Consider the following 20,164-nt stretch of genomic DNA (forward strand, 5'->3'; position numbering starts at 1 on the left):
ATCGCGAGCAGGCTCGCTCCCACAGGGATTGTGCTTGAGGGCGCGAGCCTAGCAGACGGTTGGTATAAGCGACAGCTTGCGCGAATGACGATGTCTGGTAGAATCCGCGGCCTAATTACGTGCGGTATTCAACAATAGTGTTGGGTGGCGGCACGCTAGCCTGAGGAAAACACCATGAAAACCGATATCCATCCGGAATACCCAGCAATTGCCGTGACCTGCAGCTGCGGCAATAAGTTCGAAACTCGTTCGACCTACGGCAAAGCCCTGTCGATCGACGTTTGCAACGAATGCCACCCGTTCTACACCGGTAAGCAAAAGACTCTGGATACCGGCGGCCGCGTTCAGAAGTTCGCCGATCGTTTCGGTGCTTTTGGCGCTACCAAAAAAGCCTGAGGCTAATCATTTTGGAAGGTCGTTTCGGCTGCTCCAGATTGATGAAGAAGGCGTCCCATGCGGGCGCCTTTTTTGTGTCCGCGATTTGGCTGAGCGGCGCCCAGGCCTTTTGCCCGGCGCCATCTGATCTGGCCCAGGTGACGGTCCAGCGGGTGGTGGACGGCGATACCTTGCGCCTGGCTGATGGCCGCAGCGTGCGCATGATCGGTCTCAACAGTCCTGAACTGGGTCGTCGGGGGCGTTCCGATGAGCCGTTCGCCGTCGCTGCACGCCGGCGCCTTGAGGCATTGGTGGACGCCAGTGCGGGACGTGTGGGGTTGGTGCCTGGCAAGGAAGGCAAGGATCGCTACGGTCGCACGCTGGCCCATCTCTACAGCGCCGACGGTCGGAATCTGGAAGCGCAGTTGCTCGCCGAGGGCTTGGGATTTCATGTGGTGGTCGCGCCGAATGTCGATCTGGCGCATTGTCAGCGCGCTGCCGAACGCCAGGCGCGGGAAGCGGGCGTCGGGGTGTGGAAGCGTTCGCCTGTGCTTGAGGCGCACAATATCAAGGCATCAGGCTTTGCCGTGCTCACTGGCCGCGTGATCGACGTCTCGCGCAATCGCGGCGGTATTTGGCTCCAGTTGGAGGCGCCGGTTGTATTGCGCGTTGCCCCCAATCTGGTGAGTCGCTTCGATATGGCGTCGCTCGAGAGACTTAAAGGCAAGCGGATCGAAGCGCGTGGCTGGGTGGTCGACCGTTCGCGTCGCGGTGGGCTTGAGCCGGGGCAGGCGCGCTGGTTATTGCCGTTGACCGATCCGGGGATGCTGAGTCGCGTGTCTCGATAAAAAATTGTAGACATTTAAGGGGCGGATTGTATGCATGTAGGCCTTGTGTTCTGCGGCTCTTGGCCCAAAGTCGTAGGGCAGTGCGCTTGACAGGGGTGACTGGTCAGTCTTGTAGGGACTTTGCGAGGCGCGTATCCTCGGCGGTCCGTCTGTCCAACACAGTAAAAAGCGGAATGCCCACATGTCTGATCTGAAAACTGCCGCTCTCGAATATCACGCTAATCCTCGTCCAGGGAAGCTGAGTGTCGAGCTCACCAAGGCCACCGCTACTGCCCGCGATCTGTCGCTGGCCTACAGCCCCGGCGTAGCCGAACCGGTACGCGAAATTGCTCGCGACCCTGAACTGGCCTACAAATACACCGGCAAGGGCAACCTGGTGGCAGTCATTTCCGACGGCACCGCGATTCTCGGCCTGGGCAACCTCGGCCCATTGGCCTCCAAGCCGGTCATGGAAGGCAAGGGCGTTTTGTTCAAGCGTTTCGCCGGTATTGACGTGTTCGACATCGAAGTCGACTCCGAAAGCCCGCAAGCCTTCATCGACACCGTCAAGCGTATCTCCATTACCTTCGGTGGCATCAACCTGGAAGACATCAAGGCACCTGAGTGTTTTGAGATCGAACGTGCCCTGATCGAGCAGTGCGACATTCCAGTGTTCCACGATGACCAGCACGGTACCGCGATCGTGACCGCGGCCGGCATGATCAATGCCCTGGAAATCGCTGGCAAAACCCTGCCGCAAGCCAAGATCGTCTGCCTGGGCGCCGGCGCTGCGGCCATCTCCTGCATGAAGTTGCTGGTGAGCATGGGCGCCAAGATCGAAAACATCTTCATGGTTGACCGTACCGGCGTGATCCATTCCGGCCGTGACGACCTGAACCAGTACAAGGCCGTGTTTGCCCACGCCACTGACAAGCGCTCCCTGGCCGACGCGCTGGACGGTGCCGACGTATTCGTTGGCCTGTCGGGTCCGAACCTGCTGAGCCCGGAAAACCTGCTGCGCATGGCGCCGAACCCGATCGTGTTCGCGTGCTCGAACCCGGACCCGGAAATTTCCCCGGAGCTGGCCCACGCCACCCGCAACGATGTGATCATGGCCACTGGCCGTTCGGACTACCCGAACCAGGTCAACAACGTACTGGGCTTCCCGTTCATTTTCCGTGGTGCCCTGGACGTTCGCGCCAAGCGCATCAACGAAGAAATGAAAGTCGCGGCCGCCAACGCCCTGCGCGAACTGGCCAAGCTGCCAGTGCCTCAGGAAGTGTGCGATGCCTACGGCGGCATCAAGCTGGAATTTGGTCGTGAGTACATCATTCCCAAGCCAATGGACGCCCGCCTGATCACCCTGATCTCCGACGCCGTGGCCAAGGCCGCGATCGAGACCGGCGTGGCTACCCTGCCGTATCCGAAGAACTACCCGCTCAAGAGCGTGGATGACGTGTTCAACGGTTAAGCCGTTGTAGCGTTTAATAAAAAGCCCCGGCTCTCTTTGAGTAGGGGCTTTTTTGTACCTGCCGATTTTGTGTGACCACCGCAAATCCCTGTGGGAGCCGAGCTGGCGCGCGATTGCAGCCTGGTACTCAACATGGACGCAAGCTGACCCACCGCCATCGCGAGCAAGCTCGGCTCCCACAGGGATGTGTGTAATTTGAGGGCCTGAAAAAAAGCCCCGCGCTTCTTTCAAAGGCGGGGCTTTTTGCGCGATGCCCGGTCAGAACAAATCGATCGGCGCTGCCTCATCCGCCGGTAGCGGGCTGCCTGGCGCTACGCCGTTGCCCAGCTCGTTGACTGACGGTGGGGTGTCTTCGCTCTTGAACAGCTCGAAGTACGCTCCAGGAGTGCCTGGGGTGGCTGCGCGGCCGCTGACCGGGTCAACCCGCAGGCTGAGGATGCCTTCGGGTTCCGGTTGGGTGTGTGGCGGTTTGTCCTTGAGGGCAGCGCCCATGAAGCTCATCCAGATCGGCAGCGCCACGGTGCCACCGTATTCGCGCCGGCCCAGGCTTTCAGGCTGGTCGAACCCGGTCCAGACGGTGGTGACGTAATCGCCGTTGTAGCCCGAGAACCAGGCGTCCTTGGATTCGTTGGTGGTGCCGGTCTTGCCAGCCAGGTCGGTACGGCCCAGGGCCAGGGCGCGGCGGCCGGTGCCGAGCTTGATCACGTCCTGCAGCATGCTGTTGAGAATGTAGGTGGTACGGCCATCGATGATGCGCTCGGCAATGACCGGCGCTTGTGGCACGGCTGGCGCTGTCGTGGCTTCACCCGGTGTTGCCTCTACCGTGAACGTCTCGCTGGCCGGTGCGGCGACGCCGTCGCTGGCCTGTTCGCCTGAAGGCACCCGTGGCGGGTTGGCGAGGAACAACGTGTCGCCGTTGCGGCTTTCGATCTTGTCGATGAGGTACGGGGTGACTTTGTATCCGCCATTGGCGAACGTGCTCCAGCCCGTGGCGATTTCCATCGGGGTCAGGGTTGCCGTGCCCAGGGCCAGGGACAGGTTGCGCGGCAAGTCCTGCTTGTTGAAGCCGAACTTGCTGATGTAGTCGATGGTGCGGTCCACACCTAGCGCCTGCAGCAAGCGGATCGATACCAGGTTACGCGACTTGTACAGCGCTTCGCGCATGCGGATCGGACCCAGGAAGGTGTTGGTGTCGTTCTTCGGGCGCCAGACCTTGTCCAGGTATTCGTCGACAAACACGATCGGTGCGTCGTTCACCAGGCTGGCGGCGGTGTAGCCGTTATCCAGGGCGGCGCTGTACACGAACGGTTTGAAGCTTGAACCCGGCTGGCGCTTGGCCTGCATCGCGCGATTGTAATTGCTCTGCTCGAAGGCGAAGCCACCGACCAAGGAGCGGATGGCCCCGTCCTGTGGGTCAAGAGACACCAGGGCGCCTTGGGCGGCCGGGATCTGGCTGAACTTGAGGGTGTTGTCCGGCTGGCGCTGTACCCGGATCAGATCGCCCACTTGAGCGACGTCCGATGGTTGTCGGGGGTTGGCGCCCATGCTGTTGGTGTTGAGGAATGGGCGGGCCCATTTCATGGTCTCCCAACTCACGTGTTCTTCCTGCTCGCCATTGCGAGTCAGCACCATGATGCCGTCTTTGTCCACCTGGGTGACGATCGCCGGTTCCAGGCTGCTGATGGTGCGCTGCTTGGTCAATTCCTCGGCCCAGGCTTCTTTGGTCTTGCCTGGCAGGCGCGATTCAGGCCCGCGGTAGCCGTGGCGCTGATCGTAGGTGATCAGGCCCTCATGCAGCGCGGTGTTGGCCATCTCCTGCAGATTGCTCGGCACCGTGGTGACCACGCGGAAACCCTCGGTGTAGGCGTCGCTGCCATAACGCCCGACCATCTCGGCACGGGCCATTTCGGCAATGTACGGCGCGTTCACCTCGGGGGTCGGCACGTGGTAACTGGCGTTCAGAGGCTCGTTGATCGCGGCGGTGTATTCGGCCTCGCTGATCTTGCCCAGCTTGTACATGCGCCCCAGGATCCAGTCGCGACGTTCCTTGCTGCGCGCCGGGTTGGCCAGTGGATTGAAGCGTGACGGTGCCTTGGGCAGGCCGGCGATCATCGCCATCTGCGCCAGGCTCACATCACGAATCGACTTGCCGTAATACACCTGCGCTGCCGCCTCGATACCGTAGGCGCGGTTGCCCAGGTAGATCTTGTTGACGTACAGCTCGAGGATCTCGTCCTTGGTCAGCTGTCGCTCGATTTGCAGGGCCAGGAGGATCTCGGTGGTCTTGCGCGAGAAGCTGCGTTCACTGGTCAGGAAGAAGTTTTTCGCCACCTGCATGGTGATGGTGCTGCCACCGGACTGGATGTGGCCGCTTTTGATCAGTTGGCTCGCCGCCCGCATCAGGCTACCCGGATCGACGCCGTAGTGATTGGCGAAGTTGTCGTCTTCAGCACTTAGTAACGCATTGATGAAATTGGGGGGAATGTCGGCGAAACGGATCGGCGTGCGGCGCATTTCGCCAAACTCTGCGATCAACTTGTCGTCGCTGCTGTACACCCGCAGCGGAATCTGCAACTGAATACTTCTCAGCGCCTCCACGGACGGCAATCCCGGACTAAGGTAAAGAAACGCACCGCTCAGACCCAGGAGCAGTCCGCAGAAAACGGCGAGGATGGACCATCCGAAAAATTTCAGCAGACGAATCAAGGCTTTTGGATATCCAGGCAAAGAATGAAAAGGCGCCAGGTGCAGGGAAGGACCCGTGCTTGCAACAAAGCGAAAAAAACGCTGGGCATTATAAGCATTTTTTTTCGTCGGTAACGCCACCCGGACGTCCGTCGGGCCGGAGTGATTGAACGCAACGCATATTAGAGAGTCCGTAACTCACGGATAGTCATAGGGAATTGGTAGTGCTACGACTCTTCAATAAAAAAGCCCATACGCTTTTGGGGATAGACATCAGTTCCACGTCGGTGAAGCTGCTCGAGTTGAGCCGCCAGGGTGACCGCTACCGTGTCGAGTCTTACGCGGTCGAGCCGTTGCCGGCCAACGCCGTGGTCGAAAAGAACATCGCCGAGCTCGAGGGCGTGGGCCAGGCATTGTCACGGGTGCTCGCCAAGGCCAGAACACCCTTGCGCAACGTGGCGGTGGCTGTAGCGGGGTCGGCGGTGATCACCAAGACCATCGAGATGGACGCCGGACTTTCCGACGACGACATGGAAAACCAGCTCAAGATCGAAGCCGATCAATACATTCCTTATCCGCTGGACGAGGTGGCCATCGACTTCGAGGTTCTGGGCGTTTCACCGCGCAGCGCCGAGCGGGTCGAGGTCCTGTTGGCCGCCTGTCGCAAGGAAAACGTCGAAGTTCGCGAGGCTGCGCTGGCGCTCGCGGGGCTGACGGCCAAGGTGGTCGATGTGGAGGCCTACGCGCTGGAGCGCGCCTTTGGCCTGCTCGCGACGCAACTGGCCGCGTCCCAGGAGCGGTTGACGGTGGCGGTGATCGACATCGGCGCCACCATGACCACCCTGAGCGTGCTGCATAACGGGCGCATCATCTATACCCGCGAACAGTTGTTCGGCGGTCGCCAGCTCACCGAGGAAATCCAGCGCCGCTATGGCCTGTCACCCGAACAGGCCGGGCAGGCCAAGAAACAGGGTGGCCTGCCGGATGATTACCTCGGTGAGGTCCTGCAACCTTTTCGCGAGGCCCTGGTGCAACAGGTATCGCGGTCCTTGCAGTTTTTCTTCGCCTCGGGCCAGTACAGTGCGGTGGACCACATCCTTTTGGCCGGAGGCACCGCCTCGGTCGCGGGCCTGGACCGGCTGATCGAACAGCGCCTGGGCACCCCAACCCAGGTGGCCAACCCGTTTTCCAACATGGCCCTGGGCAGCAAGGTCAATGCCGGTGCCCTGGCCAGTGACGCACCGGCCTTGATGATTGCCTGCGGGCTGGCCCTCAGGAGCTTTGACTGATGGCGCGGATCAACCTTCTTCCCTGGCGAGAGGAGCTGCGTGAGGAGCGGCGCAAACGCTTTTTGCTGGCATTGGTAGGCGCATTGGTCGGTGCGACGGGCCTGACGCTGATTGCGGTCCGCTACCTGGACAGTGCCATTGACCACCAGCTGGCCCGCAACAGTCATATCAGCGAGCAGATTGCCGTGCTGGACGAGCGCATCAAGCAGATCAGCGAACTCAAGGCCCGCCGCCAGCAACTGCTGGAGCGCATGCGCATCATCCAGGACTTGCAGGGTAACCGGCCGGTGAGTGGGCGCATCTTCGATCAACTGGCCCGCACCCTACCTGATGGGGTGTATTTCACCGAAGTGAAGATGGAAGACAAGACCCTCTCCATCAAGGGCGCGGCGGAGTCGAACAACCGGGTCTCGGACCTGATGCGTAACCTGGACTCATCGGACCTGTTCGATGCGCCCAGCCTGACGGAAGTCAAGGCCACCACGGCCGGTCAGCTAGATCAGGCCAACGTCTTCCAGCTGACGGTTCGCCAGACCCGTCCGGCCACTGTCGAGGACGCCCAATGAAGCCGGGAGAGTGGTTCGAAGCGCTGCGCAAGATCGACATCAGTGACCTGGATACCAACAACATTGGCTCCTGGCCGATGCCGGTCAAATGGTTGACCGGCATCCTGCTGGTCATCCTGGTGTTGGGGTTGGGCTATAACTTTGCCTTGAGTGACCTGGAGAACCAGCTGCAACAAGTACGCGGGGAAGAAAGTACCCTCAAGGCACAGTTTGCGGGCAAAGCTCACATGGCCGCGAACCTGGAGCGTTACACCGAACAGATGAAGCAGATGGAAGCCTCCTTCGGCGTGCTGTTGCGGCAATTGCCCAGTGACACCGAAGTGCCAGGCCTGCTGGAGGACATCACCCGCACCGGTCTGGGCAGTGGCCTGGAGTTCGAGGAGATCAAGCTGTTACCGGAGGTCACCCAGCCGTTTTACATTGAACTGCCGATCCAGATCACCGTGACCGGCGACTACCATGACCTGGCAACCTTCGTCAGCGGCGTTGCCGGACTGCCACGGATCGTCACGCTGCACGATTTCGACATCGCCCCGATGGAGCCCGACGCAGGGGCGAAACTGCGCATGAGCATCCAGGCCAAGACCTACCGGTACAACGAGCAGGAGGTGCAGCCATGAACCCGGCCTGTCGCATTTTCCTGCTGGCAGGGCTGGTCGTGCTGGCGGGCTGCAACAACGATAACGGCTTCGGTGACCTGGACGCCTACATGAACGAAGTGCGGCTGCGCCCGCCCGGCAAGATCGAGCCAACGCCGACGTTCCGGCCCTACGAAACCTTCACTTACCGCGCCGCGGACCTGCGCAGCCCGTTTTCACGGCAGGTCAGGGTGGATCAGGCCGGTCGCCAGAAGGGCGCACGCAACGTCCGGCCCGACCCGACCCGGGTCAAGCAATACCTGGAAGGCTTCAACATTGAGCAGTTTGAAATGGTCGGGACGATTTCCAACGTCAGCGGCTCCTTCGCGCTGCTGCGCGGCGCGGGCGGGGTGCACCGGCTCAAGGTCGGTGACTATCTGGGACGCAACGACGGGCGGATCGTCGGCATTAGCGCCACCCAGGTCGATGTGGTCGAAATCGTTCCTGATGGCGAGGGCACCTGGCTGGAACGGCCACGGACCATTCCTCTGAAAGAGCACTCAATAGTGGAACTCGAACAATGAACAGGTTTTTTTCAGCCCTCGGTATTTCGCTATGGATAGCGCTGTTGTCGCCGATGGTTCATGCGGCCAATCTGAAAACGCTGGATGTCGCGGCGCTGCCGGGGGACCGCATCGAGTTGAAACTCACCTTCGACGGGCCGCCCCCCGAGCCTCGGGGCTACACGACCGAGCAGCCGGCCCGGATCGCTCTGGATCTGCCGGGGGTGACCAGCCAGCTGGCCCGCAAGAGGCATGATCTTGGTGCTGGAAATGCGCGAAGCGCCACGGTGGTCGAGGCGGCTGATCGTACCCGTCTGATCATCGGCCTTACCCAGCTTGCGCCCTATACCGCGCGGGTCGAGGGCAACAGCCTGCTCGTGGTGGTCGGCAAGGGAGCTGTTGCCAGCGCTACTGCCCAGGCGCCACGCCCGGCGGCTCCCAGCGCTGTGCCCGCCAGAGCCAGTGCACCGGTGGGCAAGGCGATCCGCGGGGTAGATTTCCAGCGCGGCACCCAGGGCGAAGGCAACGTGGTGATCGACCTGTCGGACCCCTCGATCGCCCCGGACATCCAGGAGCGTGAAGGCAAGATCATCCTCAACTTCGCCAAGACCCAGTTACCCGAACCGCTGCGAGTGCGTCTGGACGTCAAGGACTTCGCCACCCCGGTGCAGTTCGTCAATGCCAGTGCCGGCGCCGACCGGGCCACCATCAGCATCGAACCCAGCGGTACTTTCGATTACTCCACCTACCAGACGGACAACAAACTGACCGTCAGTGTCCGCCCCATGACTGTCGAGGATCTGCAAAAACGCGATGCCAGCCGCGAAGCCTACAGCGGTGAAAAGCTGTCCCTCAACTTTCAGGACATCGAGGTGCGCTCGGTCCTGCAACTGATTGCCGATTTCACCAATCTCAACCTGGTGGCCAGTGACACCGTGCAGGGCGGCATTACCCTGCGCCTGCAAAATGTGCCTTGGGACCAGGCGCTGGACCTGGTGCTCAAGACCAAGGGGCTGGACAAGCGCAAGGTCGGCAATGTGCTGCTGGTCGCCCCCGCCGACGAAATCGCGGCCCGTGAGCGCCAGGAACTCGAATCCCAGAAGCAGATTGCCGACCTGGCGCCGCTACGGCGTGAGCTGTTGCAGGTCAACTATGCGAAGGCTGCGGACATTGCCAAGCTGTTCCAGTCGGTGACCAGTGCCGAAGCCAAGGCCGATGAGCGCGGCACGATCACGGTCGATGAGCGAACCAACAACATCATTGCCTATCAGACCCAGGACCGGCTCGACGAACTGCGCCGGATCGTGGCGCAGTTGGATATCCCGGTGCGGCAGGTCATGATCGAGGCGCGGATTGTCGAGGCCAACGTCGACTACGACAAGAGCCTGGGCGTGCGCTGGGGTGGGTCGATACAAAAGGGCAACTGGAACTCCTCCGGGGTCACCAGCGGCGACTCCACCACCATCGGCACGCCGGGCAGCACCAGCACCAACCAGCCGTTTGTCGATCTGGGCGCGTCGGGCAATACCTCCGGCATCGGCATCGCCTTCATCACCGACAATGTACTGCTGGACCTGGAATTGACGGCCATGGAGAAAACCGGCAACGGGGAAATCGTCTCCCAGCCCAAGGTGGTGACGTCCGACAAAGAGACGGCAAAAATCCTCAAGGGCACGGAGATTCCTTATCAGGAAGCCAGTTCCAGTGGTGCCACCTCGGTGTCGTTCAAGGAAGCCTCGCTGTCCCTGGAGGTGACCCCGCAGATCACGCCGGACAACCGCATCATCATGGAGGTCAAGGTCACCAAGGATGAGCCGGACTACCTGAACAAGGTGCAGGATGTGCCGCCGATCAAGAAAAACGAAGTCAACGCCAAGGTGCTGGTCAATGACGGCGAGACCATTGTGATTGGCGGGGTTTTCTCAAATACTCAGAGCAAGGTCGTAGATAAGGTGCCATTTCTTGGCGATGTGCCGTATCTTGGCCGCCTTTTCCGGCGTGATGTGGTTTCGGAGAAAAAATCCGAGCTGCTGGTGTTCCTCACTCCGCGTATCATGAATAACCAGGCGATTGCTGTGAGTCGTTGATTCTGTGCGAAATTTGATTCTTGTTGGGCCGATGGGCGCTGGAAAAAGCACCATCGGCCGTTTGCTGGCCAAAGAGTTGCGCCTGCCATTCAAAGATTCCGACAAGGAAATTGAATTGCGCACGGGTGCCAATATCCCATGGATCTTCGATAAGGAAGGCGAGCCCGGCTTTCGTGACCGCGAGCAGGCGATGATCGCCGAATTGTGCGCGTTCGACGGTGTGGTGCTGGCCACCGGTGGCGGCGCGGTGATGCGCGAGGCCAATCGTCGGGCATTGCATGCCGGTGGACGAGTGGTCTATCTGCATGCCTCCGTCGAGCAGCAGGTGGGTCGCACTGCCCGGGATCGTAACCGTCCGCTGTTGCGCACCGCCGACCCGGCCAAGACCTTGCGCGACCTGCTGGAGCTGCGTGACCCGCTGTACCGGGAGATCGCTGATCTGGTGGTGGAAACCGACGAGCGGCCGCCGCGGATGGTGGTGCTGGACATTCTTGATCGCCTCCAGCAACTGCCACCCCGTTAATGCGTCGCGGGAAATGCGCTATCCTCGGCGTCCCGTCATGGCCCGCCGGGACGTGGCTGATGGCCATCGATTGACATCACAACAGGCACCGTGGACTTTCGTTAATTGCAGGCAGGACGCCTGATTCCATCTTCACTGTGGGGACACATGCAGACACTTAAGGTCGACCTGGGCGAGCGCAGCTACCCGATTCACATTGGCGAAGGTTTGCTGGACCGGCCCGACTTGCTGGCGCCGCATATCGCCGGACGGCAAGTGGCGATTATCTCCAACGAAACCGTCGCACCTTTGTATCTGGAGCGTCTGACCCGCAGCCTGTCGGCTTTCTCGGTCATTTCCGTGGTGCTGCCTGACGGCGAAGCCTTCAAGAATTGGGAAACCCTGCAGCTTATTTTCGATGGCCTGCTGACCGCGCGGCACGACCGCCGCACCACGGTGGTGGCCCTGGGCGGCGGGGTGATCGGCGACATGGCTGGTTTCGCCGCCGCTTGCTATCAGCGCGGTGTTGATTTCATCCAGATCCCCACAACCCTGTTGTCCCAGGTGGACTCGTCGGTGGGCGGCAAGACCGGGATCAACCATCCGCTGGGCAAAAACATGGTGGGCGCTTTCTACCAGCCCAACGTGGTGCTGATCGACACCGCGACCCTCAATACATTGCCCGCCCGCGAGCTGTCTGCTGGGCTGGCTGAAGTCATCAAGTACGGGCTGATCTGCGACGAACCGTTCCTGGGCTGGCTGGAAGAAAACGTCGACCGCCTGCGTGGGCTGGATCAGGCTGCGCTGACCTACGCTATCGAACGTTCCTGTGCGGCCAAGGCTGCGGTGGTCGGTGCCGATGAGCGCGAGTCGGGCGTGCGCGCCACGCTCAACCTGGGCCATACCTTTGGCCACGCCATCGAAACCCACATGGGCTATGGTGTCTGGCTCCATGGCGAAGCGGTTGCGGCCGGTACGGTCATGGCCCTGGAGATGTCCGCGCGTTTGGGCTGGATCAGTGAACAGGAGCGCGATCGCGGTATTGCTCTGTTCCAGCGCGCCGGGTTGCCGGTGATCCCGCCCGAAGAAATGACCGAAGCCGATTTTCTCGAACACATGGCAATCGACAAAAAAGTGATCGACGGTCGCCTGCGTCTGGTGCTGCTGCGCCGCATGGGCGAAGCTGTGGTGACCGACGATTATCCGAAAGAGGTTCTACAGGCCACGCTGGGGGCGGATTATCGCGCCCTGGCTCAGCTTAAAGGTTAATAAGATTCCGATGACTAGTTTGCATGCCGACGAGGCTTTCCTCGGCCATTTCCAGTTGAGTCATGACCCTTTCGCGCCACGGGTTCCAGGCTTCAAGTTTTTCCCCGCCCAACGCAAACCGGTTCTGGGCCAGTTGCATCACCTGGCGCGTTACAGCCAGTTGTTGCTGGTGGTTACCGGCCCGCAAGGCAGCGGCAAGACCTTGCTGCGCCAGGCCCTGGTGGCCAGCACCAACAAACAGTCGGTGCAAAGCGTGGTGGTGTCGGCCCGCGGCGCCGGTGATGCAGCCGGGGTGTTGCGTCAGGTGGCCCAGGCACTGAATGTCGCCCAGGCTGAAGTCGGTGCGATTCTTGATCAGATCGTGCAACTGGCGCTGACCGGGCAGGAAGTCTATCTGCTGGTGGACGATGCCGAGCAACTCGACGAGTCGGCCCTGGAAGCCTTGCTGGCCCTGGCTGCCGGTGCGCCGGAAGGTCGTCCCCACGTCTTCCTGTTTGGTGAGTCGTCGCTGATCGCCGATCTGGACCAGCTGAATCTTGAGCAAGAGCGCTTCCACGTCATTGAGCTGGCCCCCTACACCGAAGAAGAAACCCGTGAATACCTGGCCCAACGCCTTGAAGGCGCCGGTCGGGGCATCGAACTTTTCACCGCGGATCAGATCTCTGAGATTCACGAAAGCTCCGATGGCTGGCCTGGAAATATCAACCAGGTGGCCCGCGATGCTCTCATCGAAGTCATGATTGCCAGCCGCTCAGCGGTAAAGCGTCCAAGTATGGGGTTCAACATGCCGAAGAAACACGTATTGGCGATTTCCGCCGTCGTCGTGGTCGCGATTGCCGCCGCCTGGCTGATGCCGGGTCGCAGCAAGGCGCCGACCACCGGCGCACCCGCCAACGAGCAGGCACAACTGCCTCTGGGCCAGGACGCAGCGCAGCCCAATGGCGGCGCTCCGGAGGTGGAGTTCGCCGGTAACACCCAGCCGATGCCGCTGCCGCTGGTCGGCCAGTCGCAACCGGTCATGCGCAGTCCCTTGGCGGAGGCCGCTGGCGGTATCACCGAGGGTGATGACGGCGCGCCACCACCGATCGATGACACCAGCGATACGCCGCCAACCGTGACCACCAGCGCCCCACCGGCGGGTGTGCCGGCTGGCCCGGCCCCAACTCCAGCCCCAACTCCAGCCCCAACCCCCGCGCCCGCTCCGGCTGCCAAGCCTGCGCCGGCCCCCGCCCAGGTGGCCACGGCCAAGCCTGCTCCAGCCCCGGCAACCAAGCCGGCAACCCAGGCCGCTGGCGGTAGCTGGTACGCCGGTCAGGCTCCAGGCAGCTACGTGGTACAGATCCTCGGCACCAGTTCCGAAGCGTCTGCGCAAAAATTCGTCAAGGAGCAGGGCGGCGAGTACCGTTATTTCAAGAAAATGCTTAACGGCAAACCGCTTTATGTCATCACCTACGGCAATTTCGCCAACCGTGATGCAGCCGTTTCCGCCATCAAGGCCTTGCCAGCGAAGGTTCAGGCTGGTAAACCTTGGCCTCGCACTGTCGCCAGCGTCCAACAGGAACTGGCAGCAACTCGCTGAAGATTCGGCGGCCTTACCCAGGCCGCCTCTCCCGGCACCTCAAAATTTCCGCAAGGGCGAGCGACCTTTCAGGCCGCGCGCCTTGTGGTGTCTGCGTCACAGTAGCGTTTGAGTCGCAGCGGTCGAACCCAAAAAAGTTTTGACTAGCACAGCGTATAGCTTTAAACCTTTCACAAATGCGACATGGATTTGCGACGTTTCGTCGTCAAATTTGTGAGCCCTTGTGTCGGTGTGTACAATGACCTCCCTTTTGCCCCCGCAAAGCTGGCGTACGTTCGGCGCGGCACGCAACTGGCTGAATTGAAAAGAAATTTGCCTCGATAAGAGGCAGCCTGGTGAGAAAGTGTCTATGAAAGCAGGTCTGTACCAACCAGATGAATTCAAGGATAACTGCGGTTTCGGCCTGATTGCTCATATGCAGGGCGAACCCAGCCATACCCTTTTACAAACGGCCATTGAGGCCCTGACCTGCATGACCCACCGCGGTGGGATCAACGCCGACGGCAAGACCGGTGACGGTTGTGGCTTGCTGATTCAAAAGCCTGACGAGTTTCTGCGTGCCGTTGCCCAGGAAACGTTTGGTGTGACCCTGCCCAAGCAGTACGCGGTGGGCATGGTGTTCTTCAATCAGGACCCGGTGAAGGCCCAAGCGGCTCGCGAAAACATGAATCGCGAGATCCTGGCCGCCGGCCTGCAATTGGTGGGCTGGCGCAAGGTGCCGATCGACACCAGCGTCCTCGGCCGCCTGGCCCTTGAGCGTCTGCCGCAGATCGAACAAGTGTTCATCGCGGGCGAAGGCCTGAGCGATCAGGACATGTCGATCAAGCTGTTCAGCTCCCGTCGTCGTTCGTCCGTGGCCAACGCCGCCGACACCGATCACTACATCTGCAGCTTTTCCCACAAGACCATCATTTATAAAGGCCTGATGATGCCGGCGGACCTGACCGCCTTCTATCCGGACCTGAGCGACGAGCGCCTGAAAACCGCGATCTGCGTGTTCCACCAGCGTTTCTCCACCAACACCCTGCCGAAATGGCCGCTGGCCCAGCCATTCCGCTTCCTCGCCCACAACGGCGAGATCAACACCATCACCGGCAACCGCAACTGGGCGCTGGCCCGTCGCACCAAGTTCGCCAACGATCTGATGCCGGATCTGGAAGAGCTCGGCCCGCTGGTCAACCGTGTGGGCTCGGACTCCTCAAGCATGGACAACATGCTGGAACTGATGGTCACCGGTGGCATCGACCTGTTCCGTGGCGTGCGCATGCTGGTGCCGCCGGCCTGGCAGAACGTCGAGACCATGGACCCGGACCTGCGTGCGTTTTACGAATACAACTCCATGCACATGGAACCGTGGGACGGCCCGGCCGGTATCGTCATGACCGACGGCCGCTACGCCGTGTGCCTGCTCGACCGTAACGGTCTGCGTCCGGCGCGCTGGGTGACCACCACCAACGGGTTCATTACCCTGGCTTCGGAAATCGGTGTCTGGAACTACCAGCCCGAAGACGTTATCGCCAAGGGCCGCGTGGGGCCGGGCCAGATCTTTGCCGTGGACACCGAAACCGGCCAGATCCTCGACACCGACGCCATCGACAACCGTCTCAAGTCTCGTCATCCGTACAAGCAATGGCTGCGCAAGAACGCCCTGCGCATTCAGGCGACCATGGAGGACAACGATCACGGTTCGGCTTTTTACGACGTCGATCAGCTCAAGCAGTACATGAAGATGTACCAGGTGACGTTCGAAGAGCGTGACCAGGTGCTGCGTCCGTTGGGTGAGCAGGGCTACGAAGCGGTCGGCTCCATGGGCGACGACACGCCGATGGCCGTGCTGTCCCAGCGCGTGCGCACACCGTATGACTATTTCCGCCAGCAGTTCGCTCAGGTGACCAACCCACCGATCGACCCGCTGCGCGAAGCGATCGTGATGTCGCTGGAAATCTGCCTCGGTGCCGAGCGCAACATCTTCCAGGAGTCGCCGGAACACGCCTCGCGTGTGATCCTCAGTTCGCCGGTCATTTCCCCGGCCAAATGGCGCTCGCTGACCAACCTCGACCGCCCGGGCTTCCAGCGTCAGGTCATTGACCTGAACTACGACGAAAGCGTCGGCCTTGAAGCGGCGATCCGCAACGTGGCCGATCAGGCTGAAGAAGCCGCGCGCGCCGGTCGCACCCAGATCGTGCTGACCGACCGTCACATTGCCCCGGGCAAGTTGCCGATCCACGCTTCGCTGGCCACCGGTGCGGTGCACCATCGCCTGACCGAAAAAGGCCTGCGTTGCGACTCCAACATCCTGGTGGAAACCGCCACCGCTCGCGATCCGCATCACTTTGCGGTGCTGATCGGTTTCGGTGCCTCGGCGGTGTATCCGTTCCTGGCCTATGAAGTGCTGGGTGACCTGATCCGTACCGGTGAAGTGCTGGGCGACCTCTATGAGGTGTTCAAGAACTACCGCAAAGGCATCACCAAGGGCCTGCTCAAGATCCTCTCGAAGATGGGAATCTCGACCATCGCTTCGTACCGCGGTGCGCAACTGTTCGAGGCCATCGGTCTGTCCGAAGAAGTCTGCGAGCTGAGCTTCCGTGGCGTGCCGAGCCGCATCAAGGGTGCGCGTTTCGTCGACATCGAAGCCGAACAGAAAGCCCTGGCGGCCGAAGCCTGGAGCCCGCGCAAGCCGATCCAGCAGGGCGGCCTGCTGAAGTTCGTCCACGGTGGCGAATACCACGCCTACAACCCGGACGTGGTCAACACCTTGCAAGCCGCCGTGCAGCAGGGCGACTACGGCAAGTTCAAGGAATACACCTCGCTGGTGGACAACCGTCCGGTGTCGATGATTCGCGACCTGCTCAAGGTCAAGACCCTGGATACGCCGCTGGACATCAGCGAAATCGAGCCGCTGGAATCGGTGCTCAAACGCTTCGATTCCGCCGGTATCTCCTTGGGCGCCCTGTCTCCGGAAGCCCATGAAGCCCTGGCTGAAGCCATGAACCGCCTCGGCGCGCGTTCCAACTCCGGCGAAGGTGGTGAAGACCCGGCGCGCTACGGCACCATCAAGAGTTCGAAAATCAAGCAGGTGGCTACCGGCCGCTTTGGTGTGACGCCGGAGTACCTGGTCAACGCCGAAGTGCTGCAGATCAAGGTTGCCCAAGGCGCCAAGCCTGGCGAAGGCGGTCAACTGCCCGGCGGCAAGGTCAACGGCCTGATCGCCAAACTGCGCTACGCAGTACCCGGCGTGACTCTGATCTCACCGCCGCCTCACCACGACATCTACTCGATCGAAGACTTGTCGCAACTGATCTTCGACCTCAAGCAGGTGAACCCGAAGGCGCTGGTCTCGGTGAAACTGGTGGCAGAAGCCGGCGTTGGCACCATCGCCGCCGGTGTGGCCAAGGCCTATGCCGACCTGATCACCATCTCCGGCTATGACGGTGGCACTGGTGCATCGCCGCTGACCTCGATCAAATACGCCGGCGCGCCGTGGGAACTGGGCCTGGCCGAGACCCACCAGACCCTGCGCGGTAACGACCTGCGCGGCAAGGTCCGGGTACAGACCGATGGCGGCCTGAAAACCGGCCTGGACGTGATCAAGGCGGCCATCCTCGGCGCCGAGAGCTTCGGTTTCGGCACCGCGCCGATGATCGCCCTGGGTTGCAAGTATTTGCGTATCTGCCACCTGAACAACTGCGCTACCGGTGTGGCGACCCAGAACGAAAAGCTGCGCAAGGACCACTACATCGGCACCGTCGACATGGTGGTGAACTTCTTCACCTACGTCGCCGAGGAAACCCGCGAGTGGCTGGCGAAGCTGGGCGTGCGCTCGCTCGAAGAGCTGATCGGCCGTACCGACCTGCTGGAAGTGCTCGAGGGCCAGACCGCCAAGCAGCATCATCTGGACCTGACGCCGTTGCTGGGTAGCGATCTCATCCCAGCGGACAAACCACAGTTCTGCCAGGTTGATCGCAACCCACCGTTCGACAAGGGCGAGCTGGCCGAGAAGATGGTCGATATGGCCATTTCGGCGATCAACGACCTGAGCGGTGCCGAGTTCGATCTGGCTATCTGCAACTGCGACCGTTCCATCGGCGCGCGGATCTCCGGTGAAATCGCGCGCAAGCACGGCAACCAGGGCATGGCCAAGGCGCCGATCACTTTCCGCTTCAAGGGCACGGCAGGCCAGAGCTTCGGCGTCTGGAACGCCGGTGGCCTGAACATGTACCTGGAAGGCGATGCCAACGACTACGTGGGCAAGGGCATGACCGGCGGCAAACTGGTCATCGTTCCGCCCAAGGCCAGTGTCTACAAGACTCAGGACAGTGCGATCATCGGCAACACCTGCCTGTACGGCGCCACTGGCGGCAAGCTGTTCGCCGCTGGCACCGCGGGCGAGCGTTTCGCCGTGCGTAACTCCGGGGCCCACACTGTGGTGGAAGGCACCGGTGATCATTGCTGCGAGTACATGACCGGTGGTTTCGTCTGTGTCTTGGGCAAGACCGGTTACAACTTCGGCTCTGGCATGACCGGCGGTTTCGCCTACGTGCTCGACCAGGACAACACCTTCGTTGACCGGGTCAACCACGAACTGGTGGAAATCCAGCGGATCAGCGGCGAGGCGATGGAAGCCTACCGCAGCCACTTGCAGCGAGTGCTGGACGAATACGTCGAGGAAACCGACAGCGAGTGGGGTCGTGAACTCGCCGAAAACCTCGATGACTATCTGCGCCGTTTCTGGCTGGTCAAGCCCAAGGCTGCCAACCTGAAGTCGTTGCTTTCCAGCACCCGTGCCAACCCGCAGTGATATGCGCCTGAAGAGTTTGATGAGGTTTTAACAATGGCTGAACGTCTGAGTAACGACTTCCAGTTCATCGATGTCGGGCGCAAGGATCCGAAGAAGAAACTGTTGCGTCAACGCAAGAAAGAGTTCGTGGAAATCTACGAGCCTTTCAAACCCCAGCAGTCGGCCGATCAGGCCCACCGCTGCCTGGGTTGCGGTAACCCATACTGCGAATGGAAGTGCCCGGTGCACAACTTCATTCCCAACTGGCTGAAGCTGGTGGCCGAGGGCAACATCCTCCAGGCCGCCGAGTTGTCCCACCAGACCAACACCCTGCCAGAAGTCTGCGGCCGGGTGTGCCCACAGGATCGCCTGTGTGAAGGTGCATGCACCCTCAACGACGGTTTTGGTGCGGTGACCATCGGTTCGGTGGAGAAATACATCACCGACACCGCGTTCGCCATGGGCTGGCGCCCGGACATGTCCAAGGTCAAGCCGACCGGCAAGCGTGTCGCCATCATCGGTGCCGGCCCGGCGGGTCTGGGCTGCGCCGATGTGCTGGTGCGCGGTGGCGTGGCCCCGGTGGTGTTCGACAAGAACCCGGAAATCGGTGGCCTGCTGACCTTCGGTATCCCCGAGTTCAAGTTGGAAAAGACCGTGCTGAGCAATCGTCGCGAAGTCTTCACCGGCATGGGCATCGAGTTTCGCTTGAACACCGAAGTGGGCAAGGACGTGACCATGGAGCAACTGCTCGAAGAGTACGATGCCGTATTCATGGGCATGGGCACCTACACCTACATGAAGGGCGGCTTTGCCGGCGAAGACCTGCCGGGCGTCTACGACGCGCTGGACTTCCTGATCGCCAACGTCAACCGCAACCTGGGCTTTGAAAAGTCGCCGGAAGATTTCGTCGACATGAAAGGCAAGAAGGTCGTGGTGCTCGGCGGCGGTGACACGGCGATGGACTGCAACCGCACTTCGATTCGCCAGGGCGCCAAGTCGGTGACCTGCGCCTACCGTCGTGACGAAGCGAACATGCCCGGCTCGCGCAAAGAAGTGAAGAACGCCAAGGAAGAGGGCGTGAAGTTCCTCTACAACCGCCAGCCGATCGCCATTGTCGGTGAAGACAAGGTCGAGGGCGTGAAGGTGGTCGAGACCCGTCTCGGCGAACCGGACGCCCGCGGTCGTCGCAGCCCCGAGCCGATCCCGGGTTCCGAAGAGATCATCCCGGCCGATGCCGTGGTCATCGCCTTCGGCTTCCGCCCAAGCCCGGCGCCGTGGTTCGAGCAGTTCAGCATCCAGACCGACAGCCAGGGCCGCGTCGTGGCTCCGGAACAAGGCCAGTACAAGCACCAGACCAGCAACCCGAAGATCTTCGCCGGCGGCGACATGGTCCGAGGTTCCGATCTGGTGGTGACGGCGATCTTCGAAGGCCGCAATGCGGCTGAGGGGATTCTGGATTACCTGCAAGTCTGACTCGGTCCCGAGCTGAAATGCGGTAAAAATGTGGGAGCGGGCTTTGTGGGAGCAAAGCTTGCTCGCGATTCAGGCGCCTCGGTACCCAAGAGACCGCAGTGTTTTCATCGCGGGCAAGCCTTG

At 61.3% G+C, this 20,164-nt stretch carries 14 protein-coding genes; 13 read left to right on the top strand and 1 reads right to left on the bottom strand.

The annotated features are described in order from the left end of the window. Positions 1 to 174: 174 nt before the first annotated feature. From rpmE to HU811_RS03890, 3 genes are all read left to right on the top strand, one after another. Positions 175 to 396, top strand: a complete 222-nt coding sequence (rpmE, locus tag HU811_RS03880) for a 50S ribosomal protein L31 (protein WP_092395516.1) — start codon at positions 175 to 177, stop codon at positions 394 to 396. A gap of 41 nt (positions 397 to 437) precedes the next feature. Next, positions 438 to 1,223 carry a thermonuclease family protein gene (locus tag HU811_RS03885; RefSeq protein ID WP_186654082.1) on the top strand — a complete coding sequence of 262 codons (786 nt, stop codon included), beginning with the start codon at positions 438 to 440 and terminating at the stop codon, positions 1,221 to 1,223. 181 nt (positions 1,224 to 1,404) lie between these two features. Continuing rightward, a complete protein-coding gene (locus HU811_RS03890; RefSeq protein WP_092395520.1) occupies positions 1,405 to 2,673 on the top strand; it encodes a malic enzyme-like NAD(P)-binding protein in 1,269 nt (422 codons plus the stop codon). A 258-nt stretch (positions 2,674 to 2,931) separates the two neighbouring features. On the opposite strand, the gene HU811_RS03895 is transcribed toward HU811_RS03890, so the two are convergent. Continuing rightward, positions 2,932 to 5,376 (bottom strand): penicillin-binding protein 1A, encoded by a 2,445-nt coding sequence (locus HU811_RS03895; protein WP_186654169.1) that lies wholly within the window; start codon positions 5,374 to 5,376, stop codon positions 2,932 to 2,934. A 206-nt stretch (positions 5,377 to 5,582) separates the two neighbouring features. Here HU811_RS03895 and HU811_RS03900 point away from each other — a divergent pair, with 206 nt between their 5' ends. The 10 genes from HU811_RS03900 (at position 5,583) to HU811_RS03945 (ending at position 20,041) form a co-directional block, all read left to right on the top strand. Beyond that, positions 5,583 to 6,647, top strand: a complete 1,065-nt coding sequence (locus HU811_RS03900) for a pilus assembly protein PilM (RefSeq protein ID WP_047225968.1) — start codon at positions 5,583 to 5,585, stop codon at positions 6,645 to 6,647. Next, entirely contained in the window at positions 6,647 to 7,213 is a 567-nt protein-coding gene (locus HU811_RS03905) for a PilN domain-containing protein (RefSeq protein WP_186654085.1), read from the top strand. Before HU811_RS03900 ends, HU811_RS03905 begins: the two co-directional genes overlap by 1 nt. Continuing rightward, positions 7,210 to 7,833: a type 4a pilus biogenesis protein PilO gene (pilO, locus tag HU811_RS03910; RefSeq protein ID WP_092395526.1), complete on the top strand. Its 624-nt coding sequence runs from the start codon at positions 7,210 to 7,212 to the stop codon at positions 7,831 to 7,833. Before HU811_RS03905 ends, pilO begins: the two co-directional genes overlap by 4 nt. After that, positions 7,830 to 8,375 carry a pilus assembly protein PilP gene (locus HU811_RS03915; protein ID WP_186654088.1) on the top strand — a complete coding sequence of 182 codons (546 nt, stop codon included), beginning with the start codon at positions 7,830 to 7,832 and terminating at the stop codon, positions 8,373 to 8,375. The genes pilO and HU811_RS03915 overlap by 4 nt, the downstream gene beginning before the upstream one ends. Further along, a complete protein-coding gene (locus tag HU811_RS03920; RefSeq protein WP_186654091.1) occupies positions 8,372 to 10,441 on the top strand; it encodes a type IV pilus secretin PilQ in 2,070 nt (689 codons plus the stop codon). Before HU811_RS03915 ends, HU811_RS03920 begins: the two co-directional genes overlap by 4 nt. A gap of 4 nt (positions 10,442 to 10,445) precedes the next feature. Beyond that, positions 10,446 to 10,964, top strand: coding sequence for a shikimate kinase AroK (aroK, locus tag HU811_RS03925; RefSeq protein ID WP_003196983.1), 519 nt, complete (start codon positions 10,446 to 10,448; stop codon positions 10,962 to 10,964). Between the two features lie 147 nt (positions 10,965 to 11,111). Next, positions 11,112 to 12,212: a 3-dehydroquinate synthase gene (gene aroB, locus HU811_RS03930; RefSeq protein ID WP_092395532.1), complete on the top strand. Its 1,101-nt coding sequence runs from the start codon at positions 11,112 to 11,114 to the stop codon at positions 12,210 to 12,212. 10 nt (positions 12,213 to 12,222) lie between these two features. Continuing rightward, a complete protein-coding gene (locus HU811_RS03935; protein ID WP_186654094.1) occupies positions 12,223 to 13,791 on the top strand; it encodes an AAA family ATPase in 1,569 nt (522 codons plus the stop codon). Between the two features lie 349 nt (positions 13,792 to 14,140). Next, positions 14,141 to 18,589: a glutamate synthase large subunit gene (gene gltB, locus HU811_RS03940; protein ID WP_186654097.1), complete on the top strand. Its 4,449-nt coding sequence runs from the start codon at positions 14,141 to 14,143 to the stop codon at positions 18,587 to 18,589. Between the two features lie 33 nt (positions 18,590 to 18,622). After that, positions 18,623 to 20,041, top strand: a complete 1,419-nt coding sequence (locus HU811_RS03945) for an FAD-dependent oxidoreductase (RefSeq protein ID WP_186654100.1) — start codon at positions 18,623 to 18,625, stop codon at positions 20,039 to 20,041. Positions 20,042 to 20,164: the final 123 nt, after the last annotated feature.

It is taken from the genome of Pseudomonas tehranensis, from assembly GCF_014268615.1.
Lineage (GTDB): Bacteria > Pseudomonadota > Gammaproteobacteria > Pseudomonadales > Pseudomonadaceae > Aquipseudomonas > Aquipseudomonas tehranensis.

What these genes read in the sequence shown, in the direction of transcription:
- HU811_RS03935 (WP_186654094.1), top strand. Translation starts at nt 12,223, where the DNA reads ATGACTAGTTTGCATGCCGACGAGGCTTTCCTCGGCCATTTCCAGTTG.
- HU811_RS03915 (WP_186654088.1), top strand. Translation starts at nt 7,830, where the DNA reads ATGAACCCGGCCTGTCGCATTTTCCTGCTGGCAGGGCTGGTCGTGCTG.
- HU811_RS03890 (WP_092395520.1), top strand. Translation starts at nt 1,405, where the DNA reads ATGTCTGATCTGAAAACTGCCGCTCTCGAATATCACGCTAATCCTCGT.
- HU811_RS03945 (WP_186654100.1), top strand. Translation starts at nt 18,623, where the DNA reads ATGGCTGAACGTCTGAGTAACGACTTCCAGTTCATCGATGTCGGGCGC.
- gltB (WP_186654097.1), top strand. Translation starts at nt 14,141, where the DNA reads ATGAAAGCAGGTCTGTACCAACCAGATGAATTCAAGGATAACTGCGGT.
- HU811_RS03885 (WP_186654082.1), top strand. Translation starts at nt 438, where the DNA reads ATGAAGAAGGCGTCCCATGCGGGCGCCTTTTTTGTGTCCGCGATTTGG.
- rpmE (WP_092395516.1), top strand. Translation starts at nt 175, where the DNA reads ATGAAAACCGATATCCATCCGGAATACCCAGCAATTGCCGTGACCTGC.
- aroB (WP_092395532.1), top strand. Translation starts at nt 11,112, where the DNA reads ATGCAGACACTTAAGGTCGACCTGGGCGAGCGCAGCTACCCGATTCAC.
- pilO (WP_092395526.1), top strand. Translation starts at nt 7,210, where the DNA reads ATGAAGCCGGGAGAGTGGTTCGAAGCGCTGCGCAAGATCGACATCAGT.
- HU811_RS03920 (WP_186654091.1), top strand. Translation starts at nt 8,372, where the DNA reads ATGAACAGGTTTTTTTCAGCCCTCGGTATTTCGCTATGGATAGCGCTG.
- HU811_RS03905 (WP_186654085.1), top strand. Translation starts at nt 6,647, where the DNA reads ATGGCGCGGATCAACCTTCTTCCCTGGCGAGAGGAGCTGCGTGAGGAG.